This window comes from Streptomyces sp. NPDC037288, from assembly GCF_055603265.1.
The window spans coordinates 185,487-208,467 of record NZ_JBVJVY010000010.1; the positions used below are offsets into that span (position 1 = coordinate 185,487).

Below are 22,981 nucleotides of genomic sequence, written 5' to 3' on the forward strand. Positions count from 1 at the left end.
GTGGAATTCCGGCCCCGGTGTGACCGCTGTGGTCATACCCTTGTTCGCCAGTTGATCATTCCCTTCCCGTCTGTTCACGCATAACGTCGTCGGTGGAAAACATTCGCCATGAAATTACTGCGTGAACAGGAGCGATGATGGACATCACGGCCGCCGGCGCCACAGGTCCGCTGAACGGTGTGCGGGTCATCGATCTGTCAACGGTGGTGATGGGGCCCTACGCGGCGCAGATCCTGGGCGACCTCGGTGCCGACGTCATCAAGATCGAGTCCCCGTCCGACACGGTTCGGGTGGGTCCGTACCGCACCACGCCCGGCATGACCCCGCTCAACCTCAACGTCAACCGCAACAAGCGCAGCGTGACGTTGAACCTCAAGGACGACACCGACCGCGCACGGGCCCTCGAACTCGTCGACAGCGCCGACGTGCTGGTCACCAACATGCGCCCGGGTGCGCTCGCCCGCCTCGGCCTCGGCCACGCCGATATCGCCGCCCGCAACCCCGGCCTGGTCTACGCCCACGCCCAGGGATTCCGCAGCGACTCCGACCGGGCGGGCAACGCGGCCTACGACGAGACCGTGCAGGCCGCCTCCGGTCTGGTGGACGTGACCAACCGGGCGCTGGGCACCCCCGCGTACCTGCCGACGATCATCGGCGACAAGGTGTGCGCGCTGACCATCGTCTACTCGGTGCTCGCCGCGCTGATCCACCGCGACCGCACCGGCGCCGGCCAGTACGTCGAGATCCCGATGACCGACACGCTCATCGCGTTCAACCTCGTCGAGCATCTGGCGGGCCATGCCTTCGAACCGCCCGAGGGGCCCACCGGGTTCCCGCTGTCGATGAAGAGGGGGCACCGTGCGGTGCCCACCAAGGACGGCCTCGCCTGCGTCATCCCGTACAACCCGCAGAACTTCCGGGACTTCTTCCTCGCCGCCGACCGCGCCGATCTCGCCGCGGACCCGCGTGTCAACGGCCAGTCCATCGCCGATGACGACGTCGATGCCCTGATGGAGCTGGTGGAGGAGTGCTCGCCGAGCCTGACCACCGCGGAGTGGGAGCGGGTCTGCGCCAAGCACAGCATTCCGATGGCGTCCGTGCTCGAACTCGACCGGGCCGCCGAGGACCCGTACGTGCGCGGTGGCCGGCTGCTCGACGTGGTGGACCACCCCAGCGAGGGCGCCATCCGCTCGGTCGGCATCCCGGTGCGGTTCTCCGCCACTCCGGGTTCGGTCCGCCGTCTCGCCCCGTTGCCCGGCCAGCACACCGAAGAGGTCTTCCAGGAACTCGCCGCCGGCCGCTGACCGGCCGTCAAGCAAGGACACCCACCATGAACAGCACCACCGAGGTGCGGACCGAGACCATCGGTTCCACACTGCTCATCACCATCGACCGGCCGAAGGCGCGCAACGCGGTCAACGCGGCCGTCGCCGCCGGACTGTCCGCGGCCCTCGACCAGTTGGAGGCGGAACCCGGCCTGCGGGCCGGCGTGCTCACCGGCGCGGGCGGCACGTTCAGCGCCGGAATGGACCTCAAGGCCGCGCTGGCCGGTGAATCGCCCGAGATCCCGGGACGCGGCTTCGGCGGCTTGACGCAGGCCCGCACGACCAGGCCGCTGATCGCCGCCGTCGAGGGCTGGGCCATGGGAGGCGGCTTCGAACTGGCCCTGGGCTGCGATCTGATCGTCGCCGCGGACGACGCCCGCTTCGGCCTCCCCGAGGTCAGCCGCGGGCTGATCGCGGCGGGCGGCGGAGCGATCCGGCTGCCCAAGCGCATCCCGTACCACCTGGCCATGGAACTGCTGCTGACCGGCGAACCGGTCACCGGCGAACGGGCCGGGCGGCTCGGCATCGCCAACCGTGTCGTGCCGGCCGGGGAGACCGTCGCCACCGCACTGCGGTTGGCCGAGCGGATCGCGCAGAACGCCCCGCTGGCACTGGCCGCCGTCAAGGAACTCGTCCGCGCCGCCGACGGCGCGCCCGAGGAGGAGGCGTTCGCCGTCCAGGGGCGGCAGATGGCCCGGCTCGCCGCCTCCGCCGACGTACGCGAGGGCATGACCGCCTTCGCCGAACGCCGCTCCCCGGTCTGGCAGGGCCGGTAGGCCCCGAGGGAGAAGACACGATGCATCAGCACGACATCCCCCGGCACATCGCGACGCCGCTCACCAACCCGGCCTATCCGCCGGTCGTGCCTCGCTTCACCAACCGCGAGTACCTCAACATCGTCTACCGCACCGACCACGAGGCACTGCGCGCCGTCGTGCCCGAACCGCTGGAGATCGACGAGCCGCTGGTGCGCTTCGAGGTCATGCGCATGGGCGACGTCAGCGGATACGGGCCGTACACCGAGTCCGGCCAGGCGATCCCGGTCCGCCACGAAGGCGAGCGGGGCGAGTACCTGCACGCGATGTACCTGGACAACCTTCCGGCCATCACGTCCGGCCGCGAGGCCAGTGCCTATCCCAAGACCGCCGGATCGCCCGCCCTCTACGTCGATCACGGGGCGCTGGTCGGTGTCCTCGACGTGGGCACCCTACGGGTGGCGACCGCCACGATGGGCTACAAGCACTACGAGCTGTCGGTCGAGGAGGCCGTGGCCCAGGTCGGTGTGCCGACCTACATGCTGAAGCTGGTCCCCGGGTTCGACGGGGCGCCTCAGGTGGCGCAGTTGGTGCGCACCGAGATCACCGACATCACGGTGAAGGGCGCCTGGACCGGCTCCGCCCGGCTGCAACTGTTCGCCCACGCGCTGGCGCCGCTGGCCGATCTGCCGGTGCGCGAGATCGTCTCCGCCAGCCACATCCTGACCGACCTGACCCTGGCACCGGTCAAACCGGTTCACGACTACCTGGCCTACCCCGCCCACCCCGTGCGATGAGCGCGGCCATGGCACGTACGCAGAAGGAAGACTTGTGATGACCAAGCCATTCACCACCGCCGCGGTGGTCGGTGCCGGGACGATCGGCCTGTCCTGGGCCGCGCTCTTCGCCGGCCACGGCATGCGGGTACGCGTCACCGACCCGCGGCCGGACCTGGCCGAGGCGGTCGCCGAGGCGCTCGACCGGGCGGCCGGGCAGCTGGCCGCGCAGGGCCTGGACACGCACGGCCTCGCCGAGCGGGTGCACATCGCCGACGACCTCGCCGACGCGGTGCGCGACGCCGACGTCGTCCAGGAGAACGGGCCGGAGAACGCCGACTTCAAGCGGGAGCTGTTCACCACACTGGTCGGCGCGGCCCCCGCACACGCGCTGCTGCTCAGCTCCTCCTCGGCGATCCCGGCCACGGCGTTCACCGACACCATCGAGGAGGCCGACCGGATCCTGATCGGTCACCCCTTCAACCCGCCGCACCTGGTGCCGCTGGTGGAGGTGGTGCCGGGGGAGCGCACCTCGCAGGAGAGCGTGGCGCGGGCCGTGGACTTCTACCGTTTCGTCGGCCGGGTGCCGGTCGTGGAACGCAGGGAGATCCCCGGCTTCGTCGGCAACCGCCTGCAGAACGCCCTCAGCCGGGAGGCGATCTACCTGGTCGAGCAGGGCGTGGTCAGCCCGGCGGAGCTGGACACCGTGATGGTGAACTCGCTCGGCCTGCGCTGGGCGACGGTGGGGCCGTTCCTCGGCGCGCACCTCGGCGGCGGCCCCGGCGGCTACCGGCACATGGCCGAGCACATCGGCGTGTCGATGCAGAGGATGTGGGACTCGCTCGGCCACCCGGAGCAGAGCCCCGAGCAGACCGAACGGCTCGTCGCGGCCGTCGAGGACGCCTACGGCTCCCGTTCCTACGACGACCTGGCCCAGGAACGCGACGCGAGGCAGATCGCCGTGCTGTCCGCCCGGGACAGCGCCACCAGCCTGGAGAAGGAGACCCGGTCATGACCGCCCTGCTGCCCGAGAAGGCATCCGAGAAGGCAACCGAGGAGACATCCGTCGACGAGCGGCTGGCCGCGGACTTCTACGACTTCGAGTCGCTGCTGCCGCCGCACGAGCGCGAACTGCTGCTGCGGGCCCGGTCGTTCATGCGCACCGAGGTCAAGCCACTGGTCAACGAGTACTGGGCGAAGGGGGAGTTCCCCCGCGAGCTCATCGGCAGGTTCCGCGAGCTGGGACTCGCCGGCGTCCCCTACGAGGGCTACGGCGACCCCCTGCCCGCCGGGAGCAACCTGCTGGTCGGCATGCTGTCGATGGAGTACACCCGCACCGACGCCTCCAGCGCCACCTTCTTCGGCGTGCACAGCGGCCTGGCGATGTACAGCATCTACCGCGGCGGCGACCAGGAACAGCGGGACCGCTGGCTGCCCTCGATGGCCGCGCTGGAGACCATCGGCGCCTTCGCGATGACCGAGCCGCTCGGCGGTTCCGACGTGGCCGGGGGCATGCGCACCACGGCCCGCCGGGACGGCGGGAACTGGGTGCTCAACGGCGCCAAGCGGTGGATCGGCAACGCGACCTTCGCCGACCTGGTGGTGGTCTGGGCCCGCGACGAGGCGGACGACAGGGTCAAGGGCTTCGTGGTGGAGAAGGGCACCCCGGGCTTCTCCCCGGTGAAGATCGAGAACAAGATCGCGTTCAGGATCGTGGAGAACGCCGAGATCACCCTGACCGACGTCAAGGTGCCCGAGTCCAACCGGCTGCAGCGGATCGACTCCTTCCGCGACGTGGCGGAGATCCTCCGCGCCACCCGCAGCGGGGTCGCCTGGCAGGCCCTCGGCGTGATGATCGGCGCCTACGAACTGGCGCTGGACCACGCCAAGCGACGCAGGCAGTTCGGTCCAGCTCGCACGGCTGCAGGACGCCGGCGTCTTCCGCGACGAGCACTCCGCGCTGGCGAAGGCGTACGTCACCTACGACATCGCCCGCTTCTTCGCCGACGCCGAGGCGATCTACTCGTTCGAAGGCACCCGCGAGATGAACACCCTCATCGTCGGCAAGGCGGTCACCGGCGAGAGCGCCTTCGTCTGACCCGGGCTCCCCACGACCCCGCGCCGGCCCCGAGTGAAGCGTGCCCCGGGGCCGGCGCGGACCCTTGCGGGCGCGCGCTCCGGTTTCGTGCGCCGCGCACAAGTCGCGCCGCGAGCGTCGTCGTCCGCGCCCATGGGCCGCGAGCACCGCCGCTTCGTACCGTCTCTCCTCACGTACCGGACATCCGTCCCGCGTCGGGACGGGCCCACCGTCCGCCCGACGTCCGTCGACGTACCACGAGGAGCCGACATGCACATCGCAGAACTGCCGGATCTGCGGGCCCGACGGGCCCCGGACGGTCCCTGCACCGCCGACGAAGTGTCAGCCATGGACAACGCGGCGTTCGCCCGCCGGGTCCGCCGAGCCGCGGCGGCCCTGCGGGCACGGGGGGTCGGGCGCGGGGACGTGGTGGCACTGCTGCTGCCCAACACGGCGGACTTCGTCGTCGCGCTCTTCGCCGCCTGGCGGCTCGGCGCGGCGGTCACACCGGTCAACCCGGCGCTCACCGAAGGCGAGGTGCGACACCAGCTCGGCGACGCGGGTGCCTCAGTGGTCGTCACCGCGGAGCCGTCGCCACACGCCGGATGTCTCGCAGTCGCCGAACTGGGCGCCGCGCACGAAGACACAGCCGCGCCGGAGACGGACGCGCATGCGCTCGCCCTGCTGATCTACACCAGCGGCAGCACCGGGCGCCCCAAGGGCGTGATGCTGGACCACGCCAACCTCGCCGCCATGGCGGGGATGATGATCGAGACCGCCCGGCTCTCCGAGGCCGACCACAGTCTGCTGATCCTGCCGCTCTTCCACGTCAACGGGATCGTGGTCGGCGTACTGTCCCCGCTGTTGGCCGGCGGACGGGTCACGGTGGCCGGGCGATTCCACGCCGAAACCTTCTTCGACCTGGTCGCCGCGGTGCGCCCGACCTGCTTCTCCGCGGTCCCGGCGATCTATTCGATGCTGGCCGAACTGCCGGACCGGGTACGGCCCGACACCTCGTCGGTGCGGTTCGCCGCCTGCGGGGCGGCCCCGATGCCGCCCGCGCTCATCGAGCGGTTCGAGCGCCGCTACGGCATCCCGATCCTGGAGGGCTACGGCCTCTCCGAGGGCACCTGCGCCTCCACCACCAACCCGCTGGACGGCCCGCGCAAGCCCGGCACGGTCGGACGGCCGCTCCCTGGCCAGCGGGTCGCCGTGATGGATCAGCAGGGCCGGATCCTGCCCGCGGGGGCGACCGGTGAGGTGGTGGTGCGCGGCCCCAACGTGATGCGCGGCTACCTGGGCCGCCCGGAGGAGACCGCCCGCACCCTGGTCGACGGCTGGCTGCACACGGGCGATGTCGGACGCTTCGACGAGGACGGCTATCTGGTGCTGGTCGACCGCATCAAGGACATGATCATCCGGGGCGGCGAGAACATCTACCCCCAGGAGGTCGAGACCATCCTCGCCGAACACCCCGACGTGCTGGAAGCCGCCGTGGTGGGCGCCGCCGACCCGCGGCTCGGCGAAGTACCGGTGGCCTTCGTGGCGCTGCGCCCGGGCGCGGCCACCGACGCCGGCGAACTGCTCGACCACTGCCGGGCCCGGCTGGCCAGGTTCAAGGTGCCCACCGAGATCACCCGCGTCGACCGGCTCCCCAGGAACCCTGTCGGCAAGACGGACAAGCCCGCGCTGCGGGCCAGGACCACCGCCGTCACCGTGGCCGGCTGAACCGAAGCGGGAGAGCAGTCATGGGATTCCTCGCACCGAACACGGCGGACGTCGACACGCAGCAGTGGCGCACACTCCCCTACCGGCAGCGGATCAGGCCGCTCGCCGAGCACTGGGCCACGCATGGATTCGGCACCCCTGGCATCGTGCACCTGCTGTACCTGGTGAAGATCACCGCGTACGCAGTCGGCGGCGTCGCGGTCGTCTCCGCGACTCCCGGGGCCGGCAGCATCGCCCACTTCGGTTCCTGGTGGGCCGAGCCGATCGTCTACCAGAAACTCGTCATCTGGACGCTGCTGTACGAGGTCCTGGGCCTCGGCTGCGGCTCGGGTCCGCTCAGCTCACACTTCCTGCCGCCGGTCGGCGCCTTCCTGCACTGGCTGCGCCCCGGCACCGTACGACTGCCCCCGTGGCCCGGACGGATCCCCTTCACCGCGGGAACCCGGCGCACGGTGGCCGACGTGGCCCTGTACGCGGCGGTCCTGGGTGCGGCGGTGTGGCTGCTGTGCGCACCGGGCGAGGGCGGCGACCCCGGTGCGTCCGGCGTGCCGGCTCCGTGGCGCGTGGCCCTCCTCGCGACACCGCTCGCGCTGCTCGGGCTCCGCGACAAGACCGTCTTCCTCGCCGCCCGCGCGGAGCATTACGGACTGACGCTGCTGGTCTTCCTCTTCCCGGTGAGCGACATGACCCCCGCCCTGAAACTGGTCATGCTCGCCCTGTGGTGGGGCGCCGCCTCCTCAAAGCTCAACCGCCACTTCCCGTTCGTGGTGGCGGTGATGATCAGCAACAGTCCGCTGCGCCCGGCCTGGTTCAAGCGCCGGCTGTACCGGCACCATCCCGACGACCTCAGGCCGTCCGCTCTCGCCGCCACGGCCGCGCACGGCGGCACGGTCATCGAGTACGCGGTGCCCCTGGTCCTGGTCCTCTCGCACGGCGGGACCGTCACCGCGATCGCCCTGACCGTGATGGTCGTCTTCCATCTGCACATCATGTCGACCTTCCCCATGGGCGTGCCGCTGGAGTGGAACGTCTTCTTCATCTACTCCGCGCTCGTCCTCTTCGGCCACGACGCCGCCGTCGGCGCCTTCGGCCTGCACTCCCCGCTGCTGGCAGCGGTGCTGGTGCTGAGCCTGGTGGTGGTGCCGGTGCTCGGCCATGTCCGCCCCGACCTGGTGTCGTTCCTCCCCTCGATGCGCTACTACGCCGGCAACTGGGCCACCAGCCTGTGGTGCTTCCGCAAGGGCACCGAGCACCGCCTCAACGGGCACATCGTCAAGGCCTCCGGTCTGCCGGTCGACCAGCTCACCCGCCTGTACGGCGCCGAGGCCGCCGAACTGCTGCTGCACCAGGGACTGGCCTGGCGCGCGATGCACAGCCACGGCCGCGCGTTGATCGGGCTGCTGCCGCGGGCCGTCGAGGACGTGGAGTCCTACGATGTGCGCGAGGGCGAGATGGTGGCGGGAGCGGTCCTCGGCTGGAACTTCGGCGACGGCCATCTGCACAACGAGCAGCTGGTGGCCGCCGTGCAGCAGCGATGCGACTTCGCGCCGGGCGACCTTCGCGTCGTCGTGCTGGAGTCCCAGCCGACGCACCGGCAGCGCCAGCACTACCGCATCGTGGACGCGGCAAGCGGCGTGATCGAGGAGGGGTATGTGAACGTACGGGACATGGTGATCCGACAGCCCTGGCTCGACGACGAGACGCCTGCGATCCCCGTCGAGCCCGTCGGGGCACCGCGACCGGTGACCGAGGTGGCGGCCGCGCATGAGTGACGCGATCGTGGTGGGGGCCGGCCCGAACGGGCTGGCCGCCGCCGTCGCCCTGGCCCAGCGGGGCCTGAAGGTGACCGTCCTGGAGGCCGCCGACGAGATCGGCGGCGGCACCCGGAGTAGCGAACTGACCCTTCCCGGACTGCTCCACGACCACTGCTCCGCGGTACATCCGCTGGGCGTCGGCTCGCCGTTCCTGCGGACTCTCGGCCTGGAGCGGTACGGCGTCGAATGGGCGTGGCCCGAGGTCGACCTGGCCCATCCGCTGGACGGCGGACGGGCGGGGGTGCTGGTCCGCTCCGTGGAGCGGACCGCGCGCGGGCTCGGCGCGGACGGTCCGGCCTGGGAGCGGTTGTTCGCCCCGCTGACCGCGGGGTTCGACGCGCTGCTGGAGGACGTCCTGCGGCCGGTGGTGCACCTGCCGGCGCATCCCGTCCGCCTCGGCCGGTTCGGGGCGCGGGCGCTGCAGCCGGCCACGACGGTGGCCCGGCGCTGGCGCGGCGAGGAGGCCCGGGCGCTGTTCGCGGGGGCGGCGGCGCACGCCTTCCATCCGCTCACCCGCCCGCTGACCGCGTCGCTCGGGCTGATGTTCATCGCCGCCGGGCACCGTTACGGCTGGCCCGTCGCCCGCGGTGGCTCCCGCGTGATCAGCGAGGCCCTCGCTGCGCTGCTGCGCGAGCTCGGCGGCACCATCGAGACCGGCGTGCCCGTGCGTTCGCTGACCGAACTCCGGCCCGCGCGGATCGTGATGCTCGACGTCGTCCCGCGCGCTGCCGTCGACATCTGCGGTCCGGCACTGCCGGCGCGCGTCCGGCGCGCCTATCTGCGCTGGCGCCACGGCCCAGCGGCGTTCAAGGTGGACCTGGCCGTGGCGGGCGGGGTGCCGTGGACCAACGAGTCCTGCCGCGAGGCCGGCACCGTGCACCTCGGCGGCACCCTGGCAGAGGTCGTCCGCGCCGAGCGGGAGACCAGTCGGGGCCACATGCCCGAGCGACCCTTCGTGCTGCTCTCCCAGCAGTACCTCGCCGACCCCGGCCGCTCGGCCGGGGACGTCCACCCGGTGTACGCGTACGCGCACGTACCTCACGGCTACACCGGGGATGCCACCGAGGCAGTGCTCGGCCAGATCGAGCGGTTCGCCCCCGGCTTCCGGGAACGCATCATGGGCATCTCCGTCCGCTCGGCGGTGGAGATGTCCCGGTACAACCCCAACTACGTGGGCGGCGACATCATCGGCGGGGCCAACACCGAGGTGCAGCTTGCGCTGCGCCCGCGAGTCGCCCTCGACCCCTACAGCACCGGCATCCCCGGCGTCTACCTGTGCTCCGCGGCCACCCCGCCCGGCGCCGGGACGCACGGCATGTGCGGTGCGAACGCCGCCCGCTCCGCACTGCGGTACCTGGCCCGGTGACGGCACCCGTGGAACGGCGGGCGGACGGGCCACCGGACCCGGTCGTCCTCGCGGCCCGGGTGATGCAGGCGCGCCGGGACGAGTTCATCGCCCGGCTCGTCGCCACCACCGAGGCGGCGATCACCGATCTGGAACACGACGAACCGCTGCGCGGACTGCTCGAGGCCAGCATCACGGAGAACATCGTCACTGCCCTGCACGTCATCATCAACCGCATCGATCCGCAGACCGTGGACGCGCCCGCCTCAGCCGTCTCCTACGCCCGCCGGCTCGCCCAGCGCGACGTTCCGCTCTCCGCGCTGCTGCGTGCCTACCGTCTCGGCCATGCGCAGAGCATGGACCTGGTCCTCGGCGAGGCGGTCCGACTGGGGTTGCCGGACCCGGTGGGTACCGTGATCACCCTGGTCAGCCTCAGCTCGGCCTACCTGGACCGGGTCTGCGACCAGGTGGGCCGCGCCTACGAACAGGAGCGCGAACGCTGGGTGGGCACCCGCGGCATGCTGCGCCAGCACTGGGTCAACCAGCTCCTCGACAACCCCAGCGTCGATCTGCGTCAGGCGGAGGCCGCTCTCGACTACCGGTTGTCCGCCAGCCATCTGGCCGTCGAGGCCTGGCTCCACGGCACCACGGCGACCACCGACCCCGCCGCCGTCTTCGACCGGCTGACCTCGCTGCTGTGCACCGTCCTGCCCGCACAGGGTCGTCCGCTGCTGGTCCATACGGACGAGGCAGACGCCCGGATCTGGCTCGCCGTCAGGCCTGGCCGCCCGGTGGACCCCGACACCGTCGCCGCCGAACTGGCCGACGCCGCGCTACCCGTGCGTGTCGCCCTCGGCATCGTCCGCCCAGGCCTTGACGGCTTCCGCCGCAGCACCCGCGCCGCCGCCCGCGCCAAGGCCCTCGCCCTCTCCGCGGGGGCCGGCACCCCGAAAGTAGTGGCCTTCGCCCGCGTCGCGCCCGTCGCCCTCCTGGTCGACGAGCCCCGCGAACTGGCCGAGTTCGTCTCCGACACCCTCGGCGACCTCGCAGTGGACGACCGCCGCCGGGAACTCCTGCGCGAGACGCTCCGCGTCTTCCTCGCCACCCATCGCAGCTACGCCGCCACCGCGGACCAGCTGATGGTCCACCGCAACACCGTCCACTACCGCGTCCAGCGCGCCGTCGAGCACTATCACCTCGACCTCGACGCCAACGCCTTCGACCTCCACTTCGCGCTCACGATCTGCCGCTGGCACGGGTCGAAGGTCCTGCGCCGCGCGTGAGCTCAACGAGACGCGACCCCGTAGGCGCACGAGGCACCGATGGAGGGTTTCGTAACGCGGTTGCCTGGTGGGTCGTCCGTGCGATCCCTTGGGCCGTCACAGGTGCCATGCTCACGCCATGACTGACACCCCCCACCACAACACCGCGGAGCCGCGGCGCGACCTCGAGCCGTCGGACGTTCCCACGGGTGCCACCCGCAGGTCCGTCATAGCCACCTTGGGCGGCGCCACCCTCGGCGTCGCCGCGCTGGGTGTCGCCGCCACGCAGGCGACCGCCGCCACCGAGCACCGGGCCGCGGCCCGGCCGGCTGCCGCCTGCGTCCTCACGCCCGAGCAGACCGAGGGGCCGTACTACCTGGACCTGGAGACGGTCCGCAAGGACATCACAGAGGGGAAGGCGGGTGTTCCGCTGACCCTCCGCGTGACGGTGGTCGACGCAGCGACCTGCGCCCCGCTGCCCCGGACGGCGGTCGACATCTGGCACTGCGACGCCCTCGGGGTCTACTCCGGTTATGTCGCCGGAGGTTCCACCCCGGACACCACCTTCCTGCGCGGTGTGCAGCTGACCGACTCCGCCGGTGTCGCGGAATTCACCACCATCTACCCCGGCTGGTACGTCGGCCGGGCTCTCCACATCCACGTCAAGACACATGTGGGAGGCACCGTGTCCAACGGGACCTACCACGGCGGCCACGTGTCCCACACGGGCCAGCTCTACTTCCCGGAGGCGTACAACACCAGGGTCGCCGCCCTGTCCCCGTACCGGAACAACACGGCCACCCGCACGCTCAACGCGCGGGACGGCATCTACCGCAACGGCGGGTCATCGACCCTGCTGACCCTCACCCAGGCAGGCAGCGACCTCGGCAAGGGAGTGACCGGAACCGTCGTACTCGGCATCGACCCCGCCGCCACACCCTGACGCACCCGGATGCCCGCGGTGGCCGGCCCTGCCATGGTGCCGGCCACCGCACGCGCGAGTGCGGCCGCACTGCTCCTGCCGAAGCCGACCGGCGCAGCCTTCGCGGAGACCCGTGGCTGGAGGCGATGGTTTCGTTCCGGGGCGGTGCGGCCAGGAATGGGGGATGAGCCGGAGTCGAACGTGTGAGGTGTGCGGTGCGACGTTGATCGTGAGGCCGCACGGGGGTCGGCCGGCTCGATACTGCTCCGGCGCCTGCCGGCAGCGGGCGCTACGGCGACGGACCGCTTCGGGTGTCACGCCCGCACCGGCAAGGACCCCTCCCGCGGCGTCGGCGGCAAGTCCCGAAAGGCCGGCGAGGCCCGCAAGCTCGCCGAAGCCCGCAAGGCCGCCCTCGTGCGTCGCAACGGCTGACAGCCGTTGTCCTGGCAGCGAATGGCCTGGCCACGGGATCGACCCCCGGTCCGGCCCGAAGCCGTTCTGTTGCGCCTCACCTGCGAGGCGAACCTCCTTGTTCCCCGAGCGGGATACCCGCCGGAACGGAGCACGATGATGTCACCGGCGCCCGGCAGTGCGCCCGGCATGACAAGCTGTGCTTGCCCACCCCCGAACCCAGGAGGTCACCATGACCGCAGAGCCCGTACCTACGGAAGGTTCGGAGCCGGCTGCCCCGGAGACGTCCCCTCTGACGCCGGACAGCGACGGCAACTACGACCTCAAGCGCAAGTTCCGCGAAGCCCTGGCGCGCAAGCGCGGTGCGCAGGCGGACGCCGCTGATGTGGCCGCCAACCCCGATGCGTCGAAGGTGCGTGCGGCGCACGGCCCGGCTGCGAGCCAGCGGTCGTTCAGGCGCAAGAGCGGCGGCTGAGTCGATCAGTCCCGGTATCCGGCCGCTTCACCCGCACTCTGAGCGCTACCCACTCGCGCTCCCCGTGCAGTGGCCCGCAACGTGCGCGTACCGCTGTGCGCGTTGCGGGCGTGCGGGCGGAGCCCGCGAACGCGGAACAGGTGCTTACCGAAGGCGGTACGTCTTCCCTTCCGGTTGCGCGGGGCCACTTGCCTCGTCCTCTAAGGGGAACTGGTGGCCGTGTAGCCGGAATACCATGTCGTCCGGCGCAGTCAGCATCCGTGCCTGCCGCCTGGCTGCGTTGAAAGAAGGCCGCCCGCATTCTCGACGCCGGCCTCTGGGAAGCGGCCGTGGCCAGGCAAAGGACTCTCTGGCCGGGCCCCACCTTGAACAAGGTGCTCTCAAGGCTTCCGCCGACGCCCGCGCCGGCCGGCGGTCGCTCCGCCAGCCGTCCCCGCTGCCGCTGCCGCCGTTTCCGCGCGTGGACCGGGCCGGTCCGCCGCCACCACCAGGGCGGCGAGTGCGGTGGTGACGGGGACGGAGGCGACCAGGCCGATGGAGCCGACCAGGGTCCGTACGATCTCCTCGGCGACCAGTTCGCTGTTGGCGACCGTGCCTATGCCGCTCTGGGCGATGGAGAAGAGGAGCAGCAGGGGCAGTGCGGCGCCGGCGTAGGCGAGTACGAGGGTGTTGACGACTGAGGCGATATGGTCGCGGCCGATGCGGATGCCCGCTCGGTACAGTCCGCGCCAGCCCATCGTGGGGTTGGCTTCGTGCAGTTCCCAGACGGCCGAGGTCTGGGTCACGGTGACGTCGTCGAGCACGCCGAGGGAGCCGATGATGACGCCGGCGAGCAGGAGACCGCTCATGTCGAGTTTCGGATAGAGGCCGTGGATCAGGCCGGTGCTGTCGTCCGTGTTGCCGGTGAGGGCGGCCCAGCCGATGAACGCCGAGCCCAGGATGCCGATCAGCGCCAGCGAGAGCAGGGTGCCGAGTACCGCCACCGAGGTGCGGGCCGACAGGCCGTGGCACATGTAGAGGGCGATCAGCATGATGGCGCTCGATCCGACCACCGCCACGAGCAGCGGATTCGAGCCCTGCAGGACCGCGGGCAGGACGAAGAAGTTCAGCACCAGGAAGCTGATGGCCAGGGCGACCAGCGCCATCACGCCGCGCAGTCGGCCCACCACCACGACGGCGAGGGCGAAGATGCCGGCCAGCAGGCCCATGGGGAAGCGACGGTTGACGTCGGTGACCGAGTACTGCAGGTCCTTGGGCGCGGAGGGTTCGTAGGCGGTGACGACCTTCTCGCCCTGGTGTAGCTGTCGTGCCTGGTCGGGCTGCACGATCTCGGTGAAGGTGCGACCCGTGTCCTTGCCGGTGTCGATCCGGATCGTGGCCTTGTGGCAGGTGCCGTTCGCCTCTTGCTGTGCCGAGTTGCCCTCGGCGGTGGAGGTGTCGCCGGTGGGGGTCTCGCCGGAGGCGTTCACCGACTTGCAGCCCACCTCGACGACCTTGGTGACCGTCGCCTGCTGGGTCTGCTGGTCGAAGCCGACACCGGTGCGCTTGTGCGGCGGGGCTCCGCCCGGCCACAGCACCACGAGCCCCACCACGACCGCGGCGGTGAAGGGGATCAGGATCGCGGCGATGACCTTGCGCAGGTGCCGGGAGACCGGTGCGGCGGGCCCGTGGCTGTGACTGTGGCCGTGCGAGTGGCCGTGTCCGTGACCGTCGGCGCTCGCTCCGGGACCGTGTCCGGCGCCGGTCGCTGGTGAGTGCCTGTGGCCTGTCTCTTGAGAGGGGAGGTGGCCCGCGCCGGCATCGGGTCCGTAGCCGGGGTGAGGTATCGACTCAGGAGGATTCCCGTACCCGTAGTCGTGGCCGTACTCGCTCGGACGACCACCTCTGGGTCGGGGCGGGTCGCCGACCCGGTTCCAGTCTCCGGCGCTCTGCCGGTCAGCGGTTCCCATGCGGTCTCCCTCGCGGTTGTCCGTGCCCCCTCCAGAGCCGGTCCTGCGCGGCGGCTCTGAGGCAGAGTACGGGAACGGCTGTGCCGTGGTCTCAGCCCGAGCATCGCCAGAAGATCGCACGGCGGCTCGTACTACGCCTGGCTCGACGGCTACGGCTCCTCGCACACCGACACGCTGTCCCAGTCGGTGACGATCCCGGCCGGCTGCAAGGCCACGCTCACCTTCTACCTGCACATCGACACCTCGGAGACCACCGGCAGCACCGCGTACGACAAGCTGACGGTGACCGCCGGTTCGAAGACCCTGGCGACGTACTCGAACCTCAACCACAACTCCGGGTACGCGCAGAAGACCTTCGACCTGTCCTCGCTGGCGGGCCAGACGGTCACCCTGAAGTTCAACGGCGTGGAGGACTCCTCGCTGCAGACCAGCTTCGTCGTGGACGACACCGCCCTGACGACCGTCTGATCGTCCGGTACGGCCTACCCCGCACGCGGAAGCCGTCCGCGTGCGGGGTAGGCCGTACCCACCTTGTGAGTCCCTGGCGTGCCGGGTTACCAACTGCTGTTGGTCACGCCAGGGAGCTCGCCCGCGTGGGCCATCTCGCGTACGCGGATGCGGGACAGACCGAAGGCGCGCAGGTAGCCACGGGGGCGGCCGTCCACGGAGTCGCGGTTGCGTAGGCGGACGGCGCTGGCGTCACGGGGCTGTCGGCGCAGTTCCCGCTGGGCGGCAGTGCGGTCCTCCTCCGAGCTTCCGGGGAACGCGATGATCGCCTTCAACGCGGCCCGGCGCGCGGCGTAGCGGGCCACGACGAGGCGCCGCTGTTCGTTCTTGGCGATCTTGCTCTTCTTCGCCATCAGATCTTCCCTCCCCGGGCGCGGATGCGGGCCACCGCGGCCTCGATGCCGATCGTGTCGACCGTCTTGATGCCCTTGGCCGAGAGCGTGAGCCGGACGTGGCGACCTTCGCTCGGCAGCCAGTAGCGCTTGCTTTGGACGTTCGGATCGAAGCGACGCTTGCTGCGCCGGTGCGAGCGGGAGATGTGGTGCCCGAATCCGGGCTGTCGGCCGGTGAGTTGGCAGTGGGCGGACATGGCTGTTCCTCCTTGGGGTGGATGCAGCAGCACACTAGCGCCAGATGAAAATGAAAACCAATCTCTTGTATGGTGCTGTCCATGGCCCGTAACGAACTGCGCCCGATCATCAAGCTGAGGTCCACCGCCGGTACCGGCTACACCTACGTGACCCGCAAGAACCGCCGCAACAACCCCGACCGGCTCACCCTGCGCAAGTACGACCCGGTCGCCCGCCGCCACGTCGACTTCCGTGAGGAGCGCTGAGAGCCGTGAAGCCCGGAATCCACCCCCAGTACCGCCCGGTCGTCTTCCGTGACCGGGCCGCCGACTACGCCTTCCTCACCCGGTCCACGGCCACGAGCGACAAGACCATCGAATGGGAGGACGGAAACACCTACCCGGTCATCGACGTCGAGATCTCCTCGGCGAGCCACCCCTTCTACACCGGCACCCAGCGGGTCCTGGACACCGCGGGGCGGGTCGAGCGCTTCGAGCGGCGCTACGGGCGCGGACGGAGCAAGCAGTGATCGGCGGTCAGGCGCGGCTGCCGGTGGTGATCGTCGGCGGGTTGCACGCCGACGCCCGCAGGGCCGCCGTAGCGCAGATCCTGCGTACGGTCCCCGGCTCGGTCGCGCTGCACCACGACCTGACGTGCGCCGTGGACAGCGCGGTGCGCCGGACGGTGCGTGACGCCGACGGTTTGCTGGGCAGTGGCGACGCACCCCTGGTGAACGACTGCGCGTGCTGCGCACTTCGCGAGGATCTCGTCCCCGAACTGCTGCGGCTCGCCCAGGAGGGAACGTACCGGCTGGCCGTCGTGGAACTGTGGGACTCCGTCGAGCCCCAGGCCATGGCCGGAGTCGTCGCCGCCGCGGGCGCACCGCTGGCCCTGACCGGGGTCGCCACCGCGGTCGACCCGGCACTCGTCCTGCCGTACCTGTCCAACGGCGACGATCTGGCCGACGTCGGCCTCGCCGCCGCGCCGACCGACCGGCGCACGGTCGCCGACACCTTCGCCCGGCAGCTGGAGTACCCCACGGTGATCGCGCTCGGCGACGACGATTCCTGCGACGAGGTCGCCGACGACACCGACCACGCGCTGCTCGCCCAGCTCACACCAGGCGCACGAATCGTACGGGTGGAGAGCGCCGGTGCCCTGGGCGCAGCGCTGTTGGCGGGCTTCGACGTGGCAGCGGCCGCCGCCCGTGTGCATCCTGCGTGCGCGCTGCTGCCGCAGTCGTGCGACGAGCACGGGGTGAGCACCTTCGTCTGGCGGCGCGAACGGCCCTTCCATCCGCAGCGCCTGTACGCGGCGCTTGAGGACCTCACCTGCGCCGCCGCCCGCAGCCGTGGACGGTTCTGGCTGGCGGACCGCCCCGACACCCTGCTGTCCTGGGACGCCGCCGGCGGCGCGCTGTGCGTGGAGTCGGCCGGGCCCTGGCTGGCAGCTCTGCCCGACGCCGCCTGGGAGATGGTGCCCGCCGAGCGCCGCCTCGCCGCCTCCGTGGACTGGCACGCCGAACACGGTGACCGCTGCCAGTACCTCACCTTCACCTCGCCCGGCCTGGACCGCGACGGCCTGTCGGCCCTGCTCGACTCATGCCTGCTCACCGACGACGAGTACGCGGCGGGCAGGGACCGCTGGAAGCAACTGCCGCACGCCTTTGACGACTTGCTCGACCCCGTGACCTGAAAGAGAGGACCGACCTCACCATGACCCGACGCACAAGCATCCGGCGTCAGACTGCCAAGCGTCAGCGCACCAACCCGCTGGACGCCGCCGGCATCACCTACATCGACTACAAGGACACCGACTTGCTGCGGAAGTTCATCTCCGACCGCGGAAAGATCCGCAGCCGTCGGGTGACCCACGTGACGCGTCAGCAGCAGCGGCAGACAGCGCAGGCCCATGCCGCGGCGGTCCCCGAGTGGGGCAGCGAACCCAGCGCGTGGGCCAGCAGCGCCGGGCGATGCCGCGCCGGTGTCGGTCGGTCCGGACGGCGATCAGCCCGGTCCGTGGCCGCCGGGTCATCGGTGCCACCCGGACCAGTCCCACGTACTGGTCCAGGTGCCGCGCCACAGCACTGGCGGCCCGCCTGGCCCGCAGGCTGCCGCACGCGGACATCGTGGCCGCGGACCAGGACCCCCTGCTGCTGGAGCTGGCCCGCACCCACCACGCGGACGCGGCCCGCTACGTCGACACGGTGATCGGCGAGGACGGCTGGACGCAGGCCCTGGCCCCCGACCGCCCCCTGGAGGCGGCCGTTTCGACGACCGCCCTGCACTACCTGGACCCGAACACGCTGCGCCGCGTCTACCGGGTACTCGCCGCGCTGCTGCGGCCGGGCGGCGTCCTCGTCAACGGCGACCACCTCCCGCAGAATGACGCCGTGCTCGCCGTGCTCGCCGAGGTGGCGGGGTACGTGGGGCGCCGTCGGGCCGAGCGGCAGCGGGTGCTCGCCCAGGAGGACTGGGCTTCCTGGTGGACGGCCGTCGCCGAGGACGCGGAGCTGGCCGACCTGCTCGCCGAGCGCCGCCAGCGGCAGTCGGCCACCGGCACCGACAGCGCCGCCCGCCTGTCCCTGCCGGACCACATCCGCCTGCTGCGGCAGGCGGGGTTCGGGCGGGCCGGCGCCGTCTGGCAGTACGGCGACAGCTGCGTCGTCGTCGCGATCCGCTGACCTGGCGCGTGGCTCAGCAGTCGCGCAACTCCGGTGACTGGTTGAGGATCTGCGCGTGCTGGGAAGTGAAACGGGTGCGGGTGTCTCCGCCGCGTGCCTCGGGGTGGAAGGCGGCGACGCGGTGGCAGTTCTGGAAGGCGAGGGCGATGCCGGAGTGGCGTTCCAGGCTGCCGCGGATGGCGTCACTGGACAGGGCGCGCAGCAGCTGGCCGCGCTCCTTCTCGGAAAGCGGCGGAGTCTGGTTGTCGGCGAACTCCGCGGTGCCGCGGCGCAGTTCGTGCACCAGGCGGGCGATGAGATCGTAGGCGTACGGCAGGGACGTGCGTACCCTTTCCACGAAGTCCTCCTCTCGCACCTCGCCGTTCTCGCCCTCGGCGAGCAGCTGCGGGGAGACGTCGAGCGACATGAAGGGCTGTCCTGTTCTCTGGTTCTCGGGGCGGTGGGGGGTCAGGCGGGGGCGGCCAGTGCCGCGGGACCGTGCTGGAAGTCCGGGTCGACCTGGCTGGTGAGGTCCTGGCCGGTGGCCTCGTCGGCCCAGGCGGTGGCGTTGCGCAGGTGGAACTCCACGGCGTGCTTCTGGAAGGCCGCCCAGTCCTTGGTGCGGGCGTCCACAGCCGTGCGCAGCAGGTCCAGGGTGCGGGTGTTGTGCGGCTCCGCTCACCGTGGCTGCGGCCCTGTTCCTGGGCGCGGACGTAAGAGGACTGCTCGCAGTGGGCGATGAGGCCGTCGCCCACGTGGCTGTGCTCCGTGCGGTATCCGCTCCACGGCAGGTCGGAGGCGGGCCCGGCGGGACAGGGCCACCACGGCGGGCACGGTGGCCAGTTCGTCGCGGACGATCACCGCGTCGGCGGTCTCCAGGGCCAGGTCCGAGCCGGCCCGGCCCATAGCGATGCCGGTGTGGGCGGCGGCCAGGGCGGGCGCGTCGTTGACGCCGTCGCCCACGACGAGGACCTTGCGGCCGGCCCGCTCCAGCTCCCGGACCGCGGCCACCTTGTCCTGCGGGAGCAGTCCTGCGCGGACGTCGGTGATGCCGGCCTCGGCGGCCAGGCGGGCGGCGGCGCGGGGATTGACGCCGGTGACCAGCGTCGGCGCGGTGCCGGTGAGCGCGGTGAGGGAGGCGACGGTGGCGGTGGCGTCCGGGCGCAGCCGGTCGGCGATGCCCAGGACTCCGGCCGGCGTGCCGTCGGCCACCACCATTCCGTATCCGGCTGGCCAGGCACTGCATAGAGCGTGTGGTCTACGGCCCGCTGGAGGGCTGGGAGAAGGCGGGGGCTGGGCCCGCGCCGCAGTGGTGCGACGCGGGCCCAGCCCTTGTCGGCCGGAGGGCGCCGCCGTCAGAAGGCGCCGGTGCCGTGGGGTGTGCCGAGGCCCGTCGGGCCGTCGTATCCCGGACCGGCGGTGCACAGGTAGGTGCCGCCGCAGGAGCCGTTGCTGCCCGACGTGACGTCGTTGAGCGCCGACCTGTGGCTGTACGGATACGCGCCGTTGGCGACCTGAGAGGTGTTTCCGGCCAGTGCGTAGACGCTCGCGATGATCGGTGACGACACGCTGGTGCCGCCGACTTCGACCCATCCGTCGGCACCCTGTGCGAGACCGAGTTGCAGCTCGGTGTCGCACAACAACGCGCCGCCGCAGCTGTTGTACGTGTCGTAGACCGCCACCCCGGTGTGGGGATCGGCGACGGCGGCCACGTCGGCGACGGCGCGCTTGGCGCATCCGGAGTCGTGCTGCCAGGACGGCTTGGCCTCGTACGCCGAGCAGCCCGAGCCCGCGCCGCTCCACGCGGTCTCGGTCCAGCCGCGGGAGTTGGACGCCTTGCTCAGCGAGGTGCCGCCCACGGCGGTGACGTACGGGGAGGAGGCCGGCCAGGAGACGCCGTAACCGGAGTCGCCCGAGCTTGCCGTGATCGCGACGCCGGGGTGCTTGAAGTGCGGGTCGAGGGAGGTGACGGTGTTGTCCTCGGACCCACCCCAGCTGTTGGAGACGGAGACGACGCCCGGTGTGGTGGCGGCGGTGTCCTCGGCCGTCATGAGATCCGGGACGTTCGCCGACTTTGCCTCGACCAGGAGGATGTGGCAGCCAGGGCATGTCGCCGAGACCATGTCGAGGTCGAGGCTGATCTCCTCGGCCCAACCGTGGTCACCGGAGGGCAGCGGCGATGCGTGGCCGTTCTGGTTCACCTTGTGGAAGCAGCCGTTCGCGGTGGTGCACGACGGCAGACCGTAGGCCCTGCGGTAGGCGGCCAGGTCGGATTCGGCTTTCGGGTCGTCCATGGCGTCGACGATGGCCACCGTCCGGCCCGATCCCGAGGTACCGCCCAGTTTGTAGGCGGAACGCAGCTCGGACGGTACGTACCCCATCGTGGTCGGGGATCCGGTGGTGAACGGTGACATGCGGCCCGAGGTGGTGCGGTGGGCCTTCAGGACGCCGAAACAGCGGGCTTGTCCCGCGTGCAAGGGATGGAAACAGCCGAAGCCCGGCGTACCCGCGGCGGTGGACGCGCGCGGGGTGGACGAGAGCGCGTCGGCCTGGACACCGGTGGCCAGGCCGACGGTGAGGGCAGTGACGGTGAGGGTGAGCATCGCCGTCAGGCCGGCTGCCATCCTCCGTGTCCGGCGTCTCGATTGATGGCGGTGGATCACCAGGGATCCGGAGGGTATCTCGCGTCGGTGCATCAAGCCTCCGTGCGGCTTCAGGCGGTTGGGAAGGGCCACATGACGAGAAACAGCGTTGACAGACGGCATGTCAGGTCAGCTGCGGGCCGGTTGGTTCACCATGCGGCCGCCGTCTTCCGCTGGTCAAGGTCATGCCAATGCAGGTCTTGTGAGGCTGCCGAGGTGAGCGAGTGAACCGCCCTTGATGGTGGTGTGCCCGCATGTTCCTCGCCCTGCCCACGAGATGCGGACGGGCCTGAACGAGTCGTCGGGGCTGCTGTGGCTGTGGAAGAAGGACGGCTCGGTCGAGCGGAAAGCGTGTTCTCCTCGGCGTCGCGCATCATCCGCGCCAGCTCCTGTACGAAGTGATCCATGGGTCACCTTCACCTTCAGCGCCTTGCGTGGGCGGCTATTGAGCTCGGCGGTGACGGTGTCCAGGTCCTTGCGGGTGTGGGCTGGCAGGCCGGTGTCTTGGGGACGGCGGATTGTGACGGGAGCCTCCCGGTGAAGCACCTCCCGGATGCCCGGCCCGCGTCGATAATGACCTTGTGCGCTCGCTAGCCAGGAAATCCGTCTTGCCCCTGACGCTGGTCATCGTCGCGGCAGCCGCAGTGGTGGGCGACGCCACGGCGGTAACCCATACGGCCGGAAGCGGCGGGCGCGGCGGTTTCGGCAAGTCCGGCGAGCCGGGCCGGTCCCCGCGGGACCAGGACCAGGACCTCCCCGCTACGGCCCCGGCCGAGGACGGCAACGCGTACACCCCCCGCAGGACCGAGGAGAACGCCCGGATCGGCGCGGTCTTCGAGAAGGATGACCAGGGCGCCCATTTCTGCACGGCGAGCGTGGTGCAGAGTCCGGGCCGGAACATGCTGATCACCGCGGCCCATTGCGCCTTCGACGCCGACTCCGGGCAGCCGGTGAACGACCTGGTCTTCGCCCCCGGCTACCGCAACGGCGACGAGCCCACCGGCCTGTGGAAGGTGAGCAAGGTGGTCGTCGATGACCGCTGGGCCAAGTCGCAGGACGAGGACCTCGACGTCGCCTTCCTCGTCCTCGACCAGAAGGACGGCAAGGACATCCAGGACCTCCTGGGCGGCAACGCCCTCGGCACAAACCGCGGCTTCGGCAACAAGGTCGAGATCACCGGCTATCCCACCAGCCGTGACACCCCGATCTCATGCCAGAACCACACCACGAAGTTCAGCGACACCCAGCTGCGCATCCGGTGCACCGACCTCGGGGACGGGACCAGCGGCAGCCCCTGGCTCGCCGACTACGACCCCAAGAGCCACACCGGCACGGTCATCGGCGTCCTGGGCGGCCACGAGGGTGGCGGCGACCAGGATGATGTCTCCTACGCCGCGTACTTCGACGACGACATCGCGAAGCTCCACCGACGCGCCCAGGACGAGGACTGAGCCCACTTCATCCGCATCCGCTCACGGCGAAGAGCCGTACTCCGGTAGTGCTTCCGGCGGGGCTTCCTCGCGCGGCGGGCTACGGCGGCATGCAGCGTCCGACGCGGACACCGTTGTACTCCGGCTCCTGCTTTCGAGTACACGGAGCAAGGACGCTGTAACGACACGTGTGTCTACGCTCGATGCGTATCACGCGGCACGGGAACTCCCCGCGCCGAACCAGGTCGTAGTCCTTGGCCCGTGAGAACCGCAACGCCTTGAGGCGTCTCTACGCTCCCCGTTACGTCCAGTGGTGGACTGCTCCAAGGGGA

21 protein-coding genes and 5 pseudogenes are annotated in these 22,981 nt (G+C 71.0%); 19 read left to right on the forward strand and 7 right to left on the reverse strand.

Going from position 1 to position 22,981, the window contains the following annotated elements; translation table 11 throughout:
* Nucleotides 1–134: 134 nt before the first annotated feature.
* The 12 genes and pseudogenes from ACZ7GZ_RS15205 to ACZ7GZ_RS15260 all read left to right on the forward strand — a co-directional run bounded on the left by ACZ7GZ_RS15205 (nt 135) and on the right by ACZ7GZ_RS15260 (nt 12,890).
* Nucleotides 135–1,304 carry a CaiB/BaiF CoA transferase family protein gene (locus ACZ7GZ_RS15205; protein WP_471024338.1) on the forward strand — a complete coding sequence of 390 codons (1,170 nt, stop codon included), beginning with the start codon at nt 135–137 and terminating at the stop codon, nt 1,302–1,304.
* Nucleotides 1,305–1,330: 26 nt separating this feature from the next.
* A complete protein-coding gene (locus ACZ7GZ_RS15210) occupies nt 1,331–2,101 on the forward strand; it encodes a crotonase/enoyl-CoA hydratase family protein (RefSeq protein ID WP_471024339.1) in 771 nt (256 codons plus the stop codon).
* A 20-nt stretch (nt 2,102–2,121) separates the two neighbouring features.
* A complete protein-coding gene (locus ACZ7GZ_RS15215) occupies nt 2,122–2,877 on the forward strand; it encodes an acetoacetate decarboxylase (RefSeq protein WP_471024341.1) in 756 nt (251 codons plus the stop codon).
* Nucleotides 2,878–2,914: 37 nt separating this feature from the next.
* Nucleotides 2,915–3,871 carry a 3-hydroxyacyl-CoA dehydrogenase NAD-binding domain-containing protein gene (locus tag ACZ7GZ_RS15220; RefSeq protein ID WP_471024343.1) on the forward strand — a complete coding sequence of 319 codons (957 nt, stop codon included), beginning with the start codon at nt 2,915–2,917 and terminating at the stop codon, nt 3,869–3,871.
* Nucleotides 3,868–4,954 (forward strand): annotated as a pseudogene (locus ACZ7GZ_RS15225) (acyl-CoA dehydrogenase family protein). Before ACZ7GZ_RS15220 ends, ACZ7GZ_RS15225 begins: the two are co-directional and overlap by 4 nt.
* 249 nt (nt 4,955–5,203) lie before the next feature.
* Nucleotides 5,204–6,661, forward strand: coding sequence for a class I adenylate-forming enzyme family protein (locus ACZ7GZ_RS15230; RefSeq protein WP_471024344.1), 1,458 nt, complete (start codon nt 5,204–5,206; stop codon nt 6,659–6,661).
* A 20-nt stretch (nt 6,662–6,681) separates the two neighbouring features.
* Nucleotides 6,682–8,433 (forward strand): DUF3556 domain-containing protein, encoded by a 1,752-nt coding sequence (locus ACZ7GZ_RS15235; RefSeq protein WP_471024346.1) that lies wholly within the window; start codon nt 6,682–6,684, stop codon nt 8,431–8,433.
* Complete coding sequence (locus ACZ7GZ_RS15240) at nt 8,426–9,841, forward strand: phytoene desaturase family protein (protein WP_471024347.1); 1,416 nt, start codon at nt 8,426–8,428, stop codon at nt 9,839–9,841. The genes ACZ7GZ_RS15235 and ACZ7GZ_RS15240 overlap by 8 nt, the downstream gene beginning before the upstream one ends.
* Nucleotides 9,838–11,103: a PucR family transcriptional regulator gene (locus ACZ7GZ_RS15245; protein WP_471024348.1), complete on the forward strand. Its 1,266-nt coding sequence runs from the start codon at nt 9,838–9,840 to the stop codon at nt 11,101–11,103. The genes ACZ7GZ_RS15240 and ACZ7GZ_RS15245 overlap by 4 nt, the downstream gene beginning before the upstream one ends.
* A gap of 118 nt (nt 11,104–11,221) precedes the next feature.
* Nucleotides 11,222–12,025, forward strand: a complete 804-nt coding sequence (locus ACZ7GZ_RS15250) for an intradiol ring-cleavage dioxygenase (protein WP_471024349.1) — start codon at nt 11,222–11,224, stop codon at nt 12,023–12,025.
* 189 nt (nt 12,026–12,214) lie between these two features.
* The gene (locus ACZ7GZ_RS15255; RefSeq protein ID WP_471024350.1) at nt 12,215–12,436 is read left to right on the forward strand and encodes a hypothetical protein; all 222 of its coding nucleotides are present in this window, start codon (nt 12,215–12,217) and stop codon (nt 12,434–12,436) included.
* Nucleotides 12,437–12,647: 211 nt separating this feature from the next.
* A complete protein-coding gene (locus ACZ7GZ_RS15260) occupies nt 12,648–12,890 on the forward strand; it encodes a DUF5302 domain-containing protein (RefSeq protein WP_471024351.1) in 243 nt (80 codons plus the stop codon).
* 380 nt (nt 12,891–13,270) lie between these two features.
* Here the strand turns inward: ACZ7GZ_RS15260 and ACZ7GZ_RS15265 are convergent, their stop codons facing one another.
* On the reverse strand, nt 13,271–14,839 hold the full coding sequence (locus tag ACZ7GZ_RS15265; RefSeq protein ID WP_471024352.1) for a YibE/F family protein: 1,569 nt from the start codon (nt 14,837–14,839) through the stop codon (nt 13,271–13,273).
* Between the two features lie 114 nt (nt 14,840–14,953).
* Here ACZ7GZ_RS15265 and ACZ7GZ_RS15270 point away from each other — a divergent pair.
* Nucleotides 14,954–15,307, forward strand: a pseudogene (locus tag ACZ7GZ_RS15270) (hypothetical protein); the annotation flags it as partial.
* An 86-nt stretch (nt 15,308–15,393) separates the two neighbouring features.
* Here ACZ7GZ_RS15270 and rpsN read toward each other — a convergent pair.
* Both rpsN and rpmB read right to left on the reverse strand, forming a co-directional pair.
* The gene (rpsN, locus tag ACZ7GZ_RS15275; RefSeq protein ID WP_471024353.1) at nt 15,394–15,699 is read right to left on the reverse strand and encodes a 30S ribosomal protein S14; all 306 of its coding nucleotides are present in this window, start codon (nt 15,697–15,699) and stop codon (nt 15,394–15,396) included.
* Entirely contained in the window at nt 15,699–15,935 is a 237-nt protein-coding gene (gene rpmB / locus ACZ7GZ_RS15280) for a 50S ribosomal protein L28 (protein WP_471024354.1), read from the reverse strand. The genes rpsN and rpmB overlap by 1 nt, the downstream gene beginning before the upstream one ends.
* An 81-nt stretch (nt 15,936–16,016) precedes the next feature.
* On the opposite strand from rpmB, the gene rpmG reads away from it, so the two are divergent.
* The 5 genes and pseudogenes from rpmG (at nt 16,017) to ACZ7GZ_RS15305 (ending at nt 18,598) form a co-directional block, all read left to right on the forward strand.
* Entirely contained in the window at nt 16,017–16,181 is a 165-nt protein-coding gene (rpmG, locus tag ACZ7GZ_RS15285; RefSeq protein ID WP_471024356.1) for a 50S ribosomal protein L33, read from the forward strand.
* A 5-nt stretch (nt 16,182–16,186) separates the two neighbouring features.
* Nucleotides 16,187–16,444 (forward strand): type B 50S ribosomal protein L31, encoded by a 258-nt coding sequence (locus tag ACZ7GZ_RS15290; protein WP_471024357.1) that lies wholly within the window; start codon nt 16,187–16,189, stop codon nt 16,442–16,444.
* Complete coding sequence (locus tag ACZ7GZ_RS15295; protein ID WP_471024358.1) at nt 16,441–17,610, forward strand: CobW family GTP-binding protein; 1,170 nt, start codon at nt 16,441–16,443, stop codon at nt 17,608–17,610. The genes ACZ7GZ_RS15290 and ACZ7GZ_RS15295 overlap by 4 nt, the downstream gene beginning before the upstream one ends.
* 20 nt (nt 17,611–17,630) lie before the next feature.
* Nucleotides 17,631–17,825: pseudogene (gene rpsR / locus ACZ7GZ_RS15300) on the forward strand (30S ribosomal protein S18); the annotation flags it as partial.
* Between the two features lie 20 nt (nt 17,826–17,845).
* Entirely contained in the window at nt 17,846–18,598 is a 753-nt protein-coding gene (locus tag ACZ7GZ_RS15305; RefSeq protein ID WP_471024360.1) for a class I SAM-dependent methyltransferase, read from the forward strand.
* Between the two features lie 13 nt (nt 18,599–18,611).
* On the opposite strand, the gene ACZ7GZ_RS15310 is transcribed toward ACZ7GZ_RS15305, so the two are convergent.
* The 4 genes and pseudogenes from ACZ7GZ_RS15310 to ACZ7GZ_RS15325 form a co-directional block, all read right to left on the reverse strand.
* Nucleotides 18,612–19,004, reverse strand: a complete 393-nt coding sequence (locus tag ACZ7GZ_RS15310) for an SCO5389 family protein (protein ID WP_471024381.1) — start codon at nt 19,002–19,004, stop codon at nt 18,612–18,614.
* A 41-nt stretch (nt 19,005–19,045) separates the two neighbouring features.
* Nucleotides 19,046–19,335 (reverse strand): annotated as a pseudogene (locus ACZ7GZ_RS15315) (ATP-binding protein); the annotation flags it as partial.
* A gap of 40 nt (nt 19,336–19,375) precedes the next feature.
* Nucleotides 19,376–19,792: pseudogene (locus ACZ7GZ_RS15320) on the reverse strand (HAD-IC family P-type ATPase); the annotation flags it as partial.
* A gap of 140 nt (nt 19,793–19,932) precedes the next feature.
* A complete protein-coding gene (locus ACZ7GZ_RS15325; RefSeq protein ID WP_471024361.1) occupies nt 19,933–21,201 on the reverse strand; it encodes a S53 family peptidase in 1,269 nt (422 codons plus the stop codon).
* Between the two features lie 626 nt (nt 21,202–21,827).
* On the opposite strand from ACZ7GZ_RS15325, the gene ACZ7GZ_RS15330 reads away from it, so the two are divergent.
* On the forward strand, nt 21,828–22,670 hold the full coding sequence (locus ACZ7GZ_RS15330; RefSeq protein WP_471024363.1) for a trypsin-like serine peptidase: 843 nt from the start codon (nt 21,828–21,830) through the stop codon (nt 22,668–22,670).
* The last annotated feature ends 311 nt before the right edge of the window (nt 22,671–22,981 follow it).